Source organism: Pseudomonas sp. 15A4 (genome assembly GCF_016925575.1).
Classification (GTDB): Bacteria; Pseudomonadota; Gammaproteobacteria; order Pseudomonadales; family Pseudomonadaceae; genus Aquipseudomonas.
The window spans coordinates 7501-19232 of record NZ_CP068986.1 but is presented as its reverse complement, the minus strand read 5'-3'; the positions used below and the strand labels follow the sequence as shown (position 1 = coordinate 19232).

At 59.2% G+C, this 11732-nt stretch carries 10 protein-coding genes (1 of these 10 running past the window's edge); 3 read left to right on the top strand and 7 right to left on the bottom strand.

Translation table 11 applies throughout. The features are described 5' to 3' along the window. Positions 1 to 492 precede the first annotated feature (492 nt). Positions 493 to 1185: a winged helix-turn-helix domain-containing protein gene (locus JN403_RS00080; protein WP_122536697.1), complete on the top strand. Its 693-nt coding sequence runs from the start codon at positions 493 to 495 to the stop codon at positions 1183 to 1185. Positions 1186 to 1240: 55 nt separating this feature from the next. Here the strand turns inward: JN403_RS00080 and JN403_RS00075 are convergent, their stop codons facing one another. Next, positions 1241 to 2194 carry an adenosine deaminase gene (locus JN403_RS00075; RefSeq protein WP_122536698.1) on the bottom strand — a complete coding sequence of 318 codons (954 nt, stop codon included), beginning with the start codon at positions 2192 to 2194 and terminating at the stop codon, positions 1241 to 1243. Positions 2195 to 2522: 328 nt separating this feature from the next. Between JN403_RS00075 and JN403_RS00070 the strand changes: the two genes are divergently transcribed. Next, complete coding sequence (locus JN403_RS00070) at positions 2523 to 3614, top strand: calcium:proton antiporter (protein ID WP_122536699.1); 1092 nt, start codon at positions 2523 to 2525, stop codon at positions 3612 to 3614. Positions 3615 to 3687: 73 nt separating this feature from the next. Here JN403_RS00070 and JN403_RS00065 read toward each other — a convergent pair whose 3' ends face one another. From JN403_RS00065 to JN403_RS00040, 6 genes are all read right to left on the bottom strand, one after another. Further along, positions 3688 to 5043, bottom strand: a complete 1356-nt coding sequence (locus JN403_RS00065; RefSeq protein ID WP_205484745.1) for an 8-oxoguanine deaminase — start codon at positions 5041 to 5043, stop codon at positions 3688 to 3690. 170 nt (positions 5044 to 5213) lie between these two features. Further along, on the bottom strand, positions 5214 to 5900 hold the full coding sequence (locus tag JN403_RS00060; protein WP_205484744.1) for an SDR family oxidoreductase: 687 nt from the start codon (positions 5898 to 5900) through the stop codon (positions 5214 to 5216). A gap of 603 nt (positions 5901 to 6503) precedes the next feature. Next, complete coding sequence (locus JN403_RS00055; RefSeq protein ID WP_205484743.1) at positions 6504 to 7091, bottom strand: YigZ family protein; 588 nt, start codon at positions 7089 to 7091, stop codon at positions 6504 to 6506. 33 nt (positions 7092 to 7124) lie between these two features. Continuing rightward, on the bottom strand, positions 7125 to 7784 hold the full coding sequence (locus tag JN403_RS00050; protein ID WP_205484742.1) for a TetR/AcrR family transcriptional regulator: 660 nt from the start codon (positions 7782 to 7784) through the stop codon (positions 7125 to 7127). A gap of 84 nt (positions 7785 to 7868) precedes the next feature. Continuing rightward, on the bottom strand, positions 7869 to 9263 hold the full coding sequence (locus tag JN403_RS00045) for a nucleobase:cation symporter-2 family protein (RefSeq protein WP_205484741.1): 1395 nt from the start codon (positions 9261 to 9263) through the stop codon (positions 7869 to 7871). Between the two features lie 174 nt (positions 9264 to 9437). Next, positions 9438 to 10358: a LysR family transcriptional regulator gene (locus JN403_RS00040; protein ID WP_172610730.1), complete on the bottom strand. Its 921-nt coding sequence runs from the start codon at positions 10356 to 10358 to the stop codon at positions 9438 to 9440. Positions 10359 to 10500: 142 nt separating this feature from the next. Between JN403_RS00040 and JN403_RS00035 the strand changes: the two genes are divergently transcribed. After that, positions 10501 to 11732, top strand: the 5' portion of a protein-coding gene (locus JN403_RS00035) for an aspartate aminotransferase family protein (RefSeq protein ID WP_205484740.1). Its footprint extends 115 nt past the window's final position; only the first 1232 of its 1347 coding nucleotides appear in the window; its start codon is at positions 10501 to 10503; its stop codon lies beyond the right edge, outside the window.

Genomic DNA, 11732 nt, shown 5'->3' with positions numbered 1-11732 from the left:
TCTTGAAGGTTTTCTGCGTTTTCGATGTAGGCAATCGCCTCGACCTCAGACCCACGAGCCGCCATCCTCCGCGCAAGCCCCCGTGATTAAAGGGGTTCGAGCTATCCGGTCGCAATCACGCCATGTATGGGCATACCGATTGTGCTGAACATTTGCCAATACGGCCCACAAACAAAGGGTAAGTCGATGGACAAGTTGATCCACCGACCGAATCCAGGTCTTATACTAAGCGCCGTCATGGATCCGATTTAATTCTCTTTTCTAACTGTATGGCTCAGGCGCAATTATCTGTATGGCGTGCAAGTTCCAGGGTCAGAGTTCGCGTGATGTGATTTAAATCAAAGTCTGTGTTCGGCTTAAACAACGATGATGCTGACCGCAGCAACGGCCTTGCGCTTTACCGGATTACGCCCGTGATTCCACGCAAAGGCATGCCTTGATCTGCGCACCGGCACCGGTCCGCTTAGACAATGTTCAACAGGGAGTGAAGACATGGAATATGTACCTTGCATCAGCCAGATCGCTGCGTTGCTCGCCGACCCCAAACGCAGCGCGATCGTGTGGGCGTTGATGGACGGAACATCCCGGGCTGCTGATGAAGTGGCTTTGCTGGTAGGTCTCTCCACTTCTTCCGCCGGTGCGCATCTGGCGCGTCTCGCCGCAGGCGGGTTGCTGCGCCACGAAGTCCGCGCCCGCAAGCGCTACTTCAGGCTCGCTGCGCCGGAGGTCCGGACCGCCGTCCAGGCGTTGGTCAGTGCATCCATGGTCAGCGCGGAACTGATCAGTCGCAGCATGGCGCAGCCATTGCCGCCCCTGCCGTTATGCAGAGCCAGTGTGTGTGCGGATCATCTGGGTGGCGAGATGGGCGCTGAGCTGTATTTGCGGATGTTGGGGGCAGGGTGGATTGAACAGTCCGAACACCGGCTTGAAGTCACCAGTGTCGGCATCTCCCGCTTTGCCGAACGTGGCATTTTTATTCCCGCGCTGGCCCACAGACGACGCGAAGCTGTGTGCGCCTGCGTTGATCGCCATGAACGCCGACCCCATCTGGGGGGCGCCTTAGGGGCGGGGCTTTTGCAACTGTTCATGCAGTTGGGTTGGCTGCGCACGACGGAAGAGGCCTGCACGTTGCAGGTCTCATCCAACGGCCAGCGGGAAATCAGCAAGATCGCCTCGGCGGCGTGACGGCGCGAAATGGACGCGCGGCGTGTGGAGCAGAACGTCCACACGCTGCTGCTGATCAGGGCTTGATCAGACGGGCGTCGAGGCTGTTTTGCGCGAGGCGACTGGCCTGATCCTGGGTCATGCCCAAGTGGGTGTGCAGCGCGTGGAAGTTCTCGGTCACATAGCCACCGAAGTACGCAGGGTCATCGGAGTTGACGGTCACTTTTACGCCGCGCTCGAGCATATCGAGAATGTTGTGCTGACCCATGTGGTCGAAAACGCAAAGCTTGGTGTTGGACAGCGGGCAGACCGTCAGCGGGATCTGCTCATCGATGATGCGCTGCATCAGGCGCTCGTCCTCGATGGCGCGCACGCCGTGATCGATACGCTGGATTTTCAACAAATCCAGTGCCTCCCAGATGTACTCCGGCGGACCTTCTTCACCTGCGTGGGCAACGGTCAGGAAGCCTTCACCGCGAGCCCGATCAAAGACGCGCTTGAACTTGCTGGGTGGGTGGCCCATTTCCGAGCTGTCCAGGCCGACGGCCACGAAGGTGTCGCGATAGGGCAGCGCCATGTCGAGGGTCTTCTGCGCTTCGTCCTCACTCAAGTGGCGCAGGAAGCTCAGGATCAGGCCGCTGCCGATCCCGAGTTTTTCCTTGCCGTCTTTCAAGGCGCCGGCTATGCCGTTAAGCACGACTTCAAAGGGAATGCCGCGGTCGGTGTGGGTCTGAGGATCGAAGAACGGTTCGGTGTGAATAACGTTCTGCGCTTTGCAGCGCTCCAAGTATGCCCAGGTCAGGTCGTAAAAATCCTGCTCGGTTCGCAGCACGTCGGCGCCGCGGTAATACAGGTCGAGAAACTCCTGAAGATTATTGAATGCGTAGGCCTTGCGCAGGGTTTCGACATCCGCCCAGGGCAGGGCGATCTTGTTGCGCTCAGCCAGAGCGAACAAGAGTTCCGGCTCAAGTGAGCCCTCCAGATGCAGGTGCAGTTCTGCCTTGGGCAGGGCGTTCAACCAGTCGTACATGGGCTTTGTCTCGTAAGGTGCAATGGCGGGCATTCTACAGAGTCAGGCGCGCGGGCCGAATAAAACCTGACCGGACGGTTCACACGCTGCGTGGCTCTCATCGCCACGGGTATCGGCGATCCGGGCCCGCAGTTGTAGGCGTTCCCGGCGTCAGGATGTCCGGACCAGCGTCAGGATGAATGGTAATTTGATGCGGCGGCGCGACGATCTGTCGCGACCCGCTGCTAGGCTGTCTTGAAACCTTTGTTTACATCAACACTCTCAAGCGCTTCAGTAAACTTCACTTCATGGATGTGCGGCCAGGGTCGCAAAGGGCTAAAAGGCAGCGATGGGCACGATTCTCAAGCAGGAAAAGTTTCTTCTACTGGCGGTCATTGCGACCTTTTTCGCCTACTTCTACGAACACCAATTGCTCAGCCACGGTCATACCGTCGCGCTGATCGCGGGCATTGCCCTGGTGGGGTTCATCATCTGCGCGTCGTTGCGGGTGGCTCACCACGCCGAGCTGTTGGCGGAAAAGGTCGGCGATCCGTACGGCACCATGATCCTCACCTTGTCGGCGGTGCTGGTTGAGGTCGTGATTCTGGCGATCATGATGAGCAACGAGCCTTCACCAACGCTGGTGCGCGACACCATCTACTCGGCCGTGATGCTCGACATCAACGGGATCCTGGGTCTTGCCGCGTTGATGGGCGGGCTCAAGCACGGTGAGCAGTCCTACAACGATGACTCCGCGCGGTCTTATAGCGTGATGATTTTGACTGCCATGGCGGTGTCGATGGTGGTGCCCGAATTCATTCCCGAAGGGAAATGGAAACTGTATTCGGCCTTCACCATTGGCGCGATGATCCTGCTGTATGCGCTGTTCCTGCGTATGCAGGTCGGACCACACAGCTACTTCTTCAGCTACAGCTACCCGGACAAGAAGCGCCGCAAGGGTGAGGCCGAAGAAGCACACGAGCCAGTCAACCTGACGCGCTCGATCGCCACGCTGGTTTTCGGCGTAGTGGTGATCGGCGCGTTGGCCGAGGTTATGTCGAAAACCGTGGATCTGGGTTTGGAAGGTAGCGGGGCGCCTCCCGTGATGACGGCGATCCTGGTGGCCGCCATTTCGGCAGCGCCGGAGATCCTGACCGCATTGCGAGCCGCGCTGGCCAACCGCATGCAGTCGGTGGTCAATATCGCCCTCGGTGCTTCGCTGTCGACGGTGATTCTGACCGTGCCGGTCATGGAAGGTATGGCGCTTTACAGCGGCCAGGCCTTCCAGATGGCGATGACGCCGGTGCAGACTGTCATGATCTTCGTCACCTTGCTGGTCTGCGCCATCAACCTCAACGACGGCGAAACCAACGCCATCGAAGGCATGACGCATTTTGTGCTGTTTGCCACGTTCATCATGCTGTCGCTGATGGGGCTATAACTTGGCTTTCGCCTGAACCAGCAGTGGGGGAGTCAGCCGTTTCACTCCCCCGCGGCGCCAGCCAAACCGCGTGTCAGCCCCTGATTAATGCCGCCGCTGCCTGGCGATGGTCTGCAATTAATCCCTTCAGATCGAGCCCTTCGACCTGACCTTCAATCACCCGCCATGTGCCGCCGATCATCACCCGGTCCGCGCGATCAGCGCCGCACAGCAGCAGCGCCGAAATCGGATCGTGGCTGCCGGAGAAGCGCAACTCGTCCAGCTTGAACAAGGCCAGATCAGCCTGTTTCCCCACCGCCAACTCGCCGATGTCACGTCGGCCCAGCAATTGCGCTGAGCCCTTGGTCGCCCAGCCCAATGCCAACTCGGGCGTGATGTTTTCCGCCCCGTAACGCAAGCGCTGCAGGTAAAGCGCCTGCTTGGCTTCAAGCATCATGTTCGAGGCGTCATTTGACGCAGAACCGTCAACGCCCAGACCGATCGGGGCGCCTGCGGCAAGCAGCTCCAGCGTGGGGCAGATGCCTGACGCAAGGCGCATGTTCGAACTCGGGCAATGACAGACCCCGGTGCCGGCCTGGCCGAGGCGAGTGATCTCTTCGCTGTTGAAATGAATGCCGTGGGCCAGCCAGGTGCGAGGGCCGAGCCAGCCGACGCTGTCCAGATAATCCACCGTGCGCAGGCCGAAGCGCTGCAAGCAGAAGTCCTCTTCGTCCAGGGTTTCGGCCAGATGCGTGTGCAGGCGCACATCGTGTTTTTCGGCGAGGGCTGCGCTTTCCGCCATGATCTCGGTCGTCACCGAAAACGGCGAGCACGGCGCCAGCGCAATCTGGATCTGCGCGCCGTCACCCCGCTCGTGGTAGGTCTCGATCAAGCGCACGCTGTCGTCGAGAATTACCTGGCCCTGCTGGACGGTTTGCTGGGGTGGCAGGCCCCCGTCTGCCTCGCCCAGGGTCATCGAACCCCGCGTCAGCATCGCGCGCATACCCAGTTCGCGGACGCTGTTCACCTGAACATCAATGGCGTCTTCCAGACCTTGCGGGAACAGATAATGATGGTCGGCGGCGGTGGTGCAGCCTGACAGCAGCAATTCGGTCAGGGCGACCTTGCTGGCCAGTGCAAGTTTCTCCGGTGTCAGCCGCGCCCACACGGGATACAGAGTTTTCAGCCAGGGGAATAGCGGCTGATTGACCACCGGGCTCCAGGCGCGGGTGAGGGTTTGATAAAAGTGGTGGTGCGTGTTGATCAGGCCGGGCAGCAAGACATGCTCGCGTGCATCGAACACGTGTTCGCAAGGTTGTGCGGGCAGTTGGCCTGGCGGGAGCATCTCAACGATAACCCCGCCTTCGACCACCAGGCCGCCGCGAGCATCGAGATCATTGGCCGTGAAAACGGCAAGGGGATTTTTCAACCAGGTACGGATCGCGGGCATTGGCCGGCTCCTCTGAAAGTGGGTTCAGATCGCCAGCTCAGTGTTGCCCTGTCTGCTGATCCAGGGTCGCCGCAGCAACGAACGCGCTGCGAGGCGAGGGCGGATTCTAGAGGGTTGTGGCGGGCGTCGGCAAGTCGCGACGGCTCAGGCTGCCGCGACGTGCATTTCGATCACCAGGGAATCGTCTCACCCTTGTAGTTCACGAAGTGATGACCGCCTTTGCCCGCAAAGCGCTCAAGCTGCTCGACAATCCCGCGTACGCTGGTTTCGACGTCGATATCGGCGCCTTCACCGCCCATCGCCGTACGGACCCAACCCGGGTGCATCGAGAGCACGGTGGGTTTGTTCTCACCCAATTGCGTCACGAAGGTGTTGGTCATTGAGTTCAGCGCGGCTTTGCTGGCTTTGTACAATGCCATTTCTGGGGCGTCCGGCATGGTGACGCTGCCGAGCACCGAGCTCATGAACGCAATCACACCGGTCCCGGGACGGATCTGGTCGACGAAGCGTTTGGCCAGGCGGATGGGCGCGACGGCGTTGGTGAGAAATAGCTGACCCAGTTCGCCGGACGTCGCGTCGGTCGGGTTGGGATGCATCGGGCCCATCACGCCGGCGTTGACGAACAGCAGGTCATACGTCTGGCCTTTAAGGTTATGAGTCAGCACTTCGAGAGAAGACGGCTCGTCGATGTCCAGTGTCTGTAACTGCACATTCTGCAGTGCTTTCAGCTCGTCGGCCTTCTGAGCGTCGCGGACGGTGGCGGTGACTTCCCAGCCCAGTTCCGTCAGACGTTTCACCAATCCGAGGCCAAGGCCGCGTGACGCTCCGATGATCAGAGCTGTTTTAGGGGTGGACATTGGAATGACTCCTGTACAGACAAACGAAAAATTTCACTCAAACGATGGACATCGCGACGCGGTGAGAATTTGGTTTCTTGAGGTGCTGAGTTGCCGCGAGGCGTATAAGTTAGCGGCAGAGGATGACAGAGGCTTACGACATATGTGAGTGAACGTTTCCGATACGAATGTCAGGCGATCAGGATGGCGGACGATCGACCACCGCCTGATGGTGTGTCTGTATAAAAAACATCCAGCTATGCCCAACGCGTGTCGTACAAGGCACTCTGCGGAGGCTTGCACGGGTTATCCACAGATTGCTCCACAGGTAATGTGGGTAGTTGCGGATTGGGGGTATAACGCGCCTGAAACGAGCGCCGCATCGGCATAAAGGGCGCTAACGTCCTGTTTTCCCGCTCCTTTTATTCACAACGCACGCTTTTGGATGAAAAGTGATCAACCTCCGCAAAGCCATATGGATCAAGGCCTGCGGCGGGGTATGCTCAGCTTGTCCACAGGCGGATGCACAGTAGATGTGGGCAAACGCCATAGCCGGTTACAGCCGTCGCGTTCGCTCGCAGGACCGGCTTTAGCGGGGAAGGCGTCGATCTGTCCTTGGGTTGATTACTGCGGCGGCTGCAACACGATTCGTCCGCGGCTGATGTCGGACAGCTGGCGCTGAAGGGTTTCAATCGGCTCGGGAGCCAGGGCAATCGAGAGCGTGACACCGTTGGCGTTGAAGCGCTCTTCCTCCACAAGACCGTTTAGCTCGGCCACTCGCAGCTTTATCAGCACCAGCTCGCTGAAGCTGCAGTCGAATTGCAGCGACACGCGATTGATCAGCGGCACTCGATCGGCCTGCTGCAGGCATTTGTTGGCGCCTCCGCCATAGGCCCTCGCCAGCCCGCCGGTGCCCAGTTGAATCCCGCCATACCAGCGAATGACGAGCACGACGACCCGATCAAAATCCTGCGCATCAATGGCCGCGAGTATCGGTCGTCCGGCGGTGCCGCCTGGTTCGCCGTCGTCGTTGCTGCGGTACTGCGCGCCCAGCTTCCAGGCCCAGCAATTGTGCGTGGCGTCGAGATCACTGTGTTGCTCGATAAACGCTTGAGCATCGGCAGGCGTGTCGATGGGCGCTGCGAGAGTTATAAAGCGGCTCTTGCGAATCTCTTCTCGAAACTCGCAGGGGCCGGTGAGCGTAGAAGGCATTGAAGTTCCAGACTGCGTTTGGCGTTCAGGGAGTTATAACGTGGGGGTGAGTCCGCACCCTTTGAGAATGATCCGGACCAGGTTATCCCCGGCGACTTCCATGTCTTGCTTGGTCAGCCGCGAACGGCCGGTCACCTGGCAGATTTGCGTGGCGAAGTCAGCGTAATGCTGAGTGCTGCCCCACAGCAGAAAGATCAGATGCACCGGATCGACCGGGTCCATCTTTCCTGCATCGATCCAGGCCCGGAAGACCGCGGCACGCCCCTGAAACCATTCGCGATAGTCCTGACTGAAATACTGGTTCAGGCATTCGCCGCCACTGATGATCTCCATGGCAAAGATGCGCGAGGCTTGTGGCTGGCGCCGCGAGAATTCCATCTTCGCGCGGATGTAGTGCGTCAGCGCCTGTGCCGGGTCGTCCTCTGCGCTCAGGTTGTTAAACGTGCTGTCCCACAACTCGATAATGTTGCTCAGCACCGCGATGTACAGACCCAGCTTGTTGGTGAAGTAATAGTGCAAGTTGGCTTTAGGCAGCCCGGCATTTTGCGCGATCGTGTTCATGCTGGTGCCTTTGAAGCCATGGCGAGCGAACTCGTCTTCGGCCGCCTTCAAGATCGCTTCTTCGTTTTTCTGACGAATACGGCTGGCCGGTTTGGTGGCGCTGGGGCTGTGAGCGGGGACTTCGAGGGTCATGTGCGGTTCCAGACGGATCATTGGGTGCGACGCGGTGAACAGATAGCGCACCCGCGAGGATCCGACAAGCGTTGCCCTCGTAAATCAGTGCTCAAAGGATTCCGTTGTGTGTTTTTTGGCTTCACCCGTTTCATTTGTTTCTTTGGCTTCCGGAAGCATCAGGCTCATCACGATGGCCGTGAGCCCGCCGCTGGTGATCGCCGAGTCGAACAGGCTTTGCACCCATTGCGGCAGATGATGCAGCAGCGTCGGTTGCGCCGCGATGCCCAGTCCTACTCCAAACGAGGTGGCGATGATCAACATGCTGCGGCGATCCAGCGGCGCTTGCGCGAGGATCCGCACGCCTGCCGCTGCAACGCTGCCGAACATCACCAATGTCGCGCCGCCAAGCACCGGCTTAGGAATCTGCTGAAGCATCGCACCGATCACCGGGAAAAGTCCGAGGAGAAACAGGATTGCTCCGATGTACAGACCCACATACCGACAGGCCACACCGGTGAGCTGAATCACGCCGTTGTTCTGGGCGAAGGTCGTATTCGGGAAGGCACTGAATGTCGCCGCGATCATGCAGCTGACGCCGTCGCCCAATACGCCGCCCTTCAGCCGGGCAATGTAGCCTGGGCCCTTGATGGGCTCGCGGGAGAGCATGCAATTAGCGGTAAGGTCGCCAACGGTTTCAATGCTGCTGATCAGGTAAATCAGCGCCACCGGTAAGAATGCTGCCCAGTCGAAGCTGAATCCGAACCGAAAGGGCACGGGAATGCTGACCAGCGCAACATCGGCGATTGAGTGAGGCACGAGCTTGCCGCTGAACCAGGCTGCAAGGCTGCCAATCGCGAGCCCGATAATAATGGCCGACAGCCTCAACCAGGGCGCGCTTGAGCGGTTGAGCACGACGATCACTGCCAGCACGAAAACGCCAAGGGCCAGATTGACCGGCTCGCCGAAGTCCGGCGCATTGAAGCCGCCTCCCAGATCAGTCACGCCGACCTTGATCAAGCTGACGCCGATTAGCGTGATGACGATGCCGGTTACCAGTGGCGTGATCACTCGACGCAGCTGTCCGATGAAACGGCTGAGCACAATCTGCACGATGGCGCCGAAGAAACATACTCCGAACACCATGGCCATGATGTCTTCCGGGCTGCCTCCGCGCTGCTTGACCATGAAGCCTGCCGACAGCACCGCGCCGAGAAACGCGAAACTGGTGCCTTGCAGGCAAATCATGCCGGCGCCGATGCCGAACGGGCGGCGCGCTTGAATGAACGTGCCCACACCCGACACCATCAACGCCATGCTGATCAGATAAGGCATGTATGCGCCAAGCCCGAGCGCCGATCCGATAATCAGCGGCGGCGTAATGATGCCCACGAATGCAGCAAGCACATGCTGGACAGCAGCCAAGGTTGCCGGCCCGATGCCCGGCCGGTCATTGAGGCCGTAAATGAGGTCGTTATTGTCTGGCGCTTCAGGCTGCATGCTGGCTCTCGATTCTGTGTGGACTTCGACATTCAGCCTTACTGCAAAAACCTGTCCAACTGATCAGTTACGTGCTTACCGATTCGCTGTACATGCCCGACTATCAAGGGGCTGGTCGGATATCTCGGCCGTTTGACTGCGCGTCATTGGGAAGCTGACTGAGTAGTGTCGGCTTCATCTTGTGGCGGCCAGGCTCTCCAGAAAACTTTCCAGCACCAAATGGGGGCGGCGGCCTTTGCGCGTGACGGTCACCAGGCTCACATCATAGAACCGCGACTTGGGCTTCAGCGCACGCAGTCGACCCTGCTGCACCCAAAGGCTGGCGTAATGATCGGGCAGATAGCCGATGTAACGCCCGGTCAGAATCAGAAACGCCATGCCTTCCCGGTCCGATGCGCTCGCGGTGCATTTCAGCGCCTGATAATGGGCCTGGATCTCACTCGGCAGGCGAAACGTCGGCGCTATGGTCTCCTGCGCGGACAGTCGATCGTCATCAAGCTGCGCATCATCCACGTAAAACAGCGGATGACCGACGGCGCAATACAGCAGCGAACGTTCGCTATACAGCGGCTGATATTCCAGTCCCGACAGGGCGCTGGCCTGGGGTACGACGCCAACGTGCAAACTGCCGTCGAGCACACCCTGCTCGACTTCATTGGGCGCGATCATGCGGATATTGATGTGCACGTCCGGGCCACGTTCTTTCAGTTGGGAAAGCGCGTGGGTGATGCGCATGTGGGGGAGTGTGACCAGATTGTCCGTCAGCCCGATGTTCAGCTCGCCGCGCAGGTGTCGGTGAAGACCATTCACCTCCGTACGAAAACTTTCGAGGGCGCTCAATAACTGCAGCGATGACTGATAGACCTCGCGGCCTTCCTCCGTCAGGGAAAACCCCGCACGGCCCCGTTGGCAAAGACGCAGTCCCAGGCGCTGCTCGAGATCACTCATTTGCTGACTGATGGCAGAGCGACCAATACCCAGCGCGCTTTCCGCTGCCGAAAATCCACCGGACTCGACCACGCTACGAAAAATGCGCAACAGACGGATATCAAAGTCGCTGACTTGTGCCAGCGGATCATTACGGCGGGTGCTCATAGTTTAGTAGCCGGTCAACTGAAGATCGTAAAAGCAGCATTTTCCAGACTTTATGCCCGTGGCACTTTAGCTGCAACCGGCCCGCACCCGCCCGCACTTCAATAGCGAAGTCAGGCCCCCACGACCAGTGAGGTTAATTCCAATGAATATGCCCGAATCGTCCGACATGTCTCTGGCGAGCCAGCTCAAACTTGATGCCCACTGGATGCCTTACACGGCGAACCGAAACTTTCACCGCGATCCACGGCTGATCGTCGCCGCCGAAGGCAGCTATCTCACGGATGACAAAGGGCGCAAAATTTATGACGGTCTGTCGGGGCTGTGGACGTGTGGGGCAGGGCATACGCGCAAGGAGATTCAGGAGGCGGTTTCCCGCCAGTTGGGCACGCTGGACTACTCGCCAGGATTCCAGTTCGGACACCCGCTGTCGTTCCAGCTGGCTGAAAAGATCACCGATCTGACACCCGGCAAGCTGAATCACGTCTTCTATACCGACTCTGGATCGGAGTGCGCTGATACTGCGGTCAAGATGGTGCGGGCTTACTGGCGTTTGAAAGGCCAGGCGACCAAAACCAAGATGATCGGCCGCGCCCGTGGCTATCACGGCGTGAATATCGCGGGCACCAGCCTGGGTGGCGTCAACGGCAACCGCAAGATGTTCGGGCAATTGATGGACGTCGATCATCTGCCTCATACGCTGCTTGCCAGCAACGCCTATTCACGGGGCATGCCGGAGCAGGGCGGCATTGCGCTGGCCGATGAGATGCTCAAGCTGATCGAACTGCACGACGCTTCGAACATTGCAGCGGTGATCGTTGAGCCCATGGCAGGCTCTGCAGGGGTGATCGTTCCGCCGCAGGGGTATCTCAAGCGGCTGCGTGAAATCTGTGATCAGCACAACATTCTGCTGATTTTCGATGAAGTGATCACGGGATTCGGGCGTACCGGTTCGATGTTCGGCGCCGACAGTTTCGGCGTGACGCCCGACCTGATGTGCATTGCCAAGCAGATCACCAACGGTGCGATCCCGATGGGGGCTGTCATTGCCAGCACCGAGATCTATCAGACGTTCATGAATCAGCCGACGCCCGAGTACGCCGTGGAGTTTCCCCATGGCTACACCTATTCAGCCCATCCGGTCGCCTGCGCCGCCGGCCTCGCCGCGCTGGAAATCATTCAGCGCGAGAACCTGGTGCAGCAGGTCGCTGAAACTGCGCCGCATTTCGAAGGCTATTTGCATGCGTTGAAGGGCAGCAAGAATGTTGTCGATATTCGCAATTACGGTCTCGCCGGCGCCATTCAGATTGCACCGCGCGACGGTGATGCGATCGTGCGCCCGTTTGAGACGGCCATGAAGCTGTGGAAGGCCGGTTT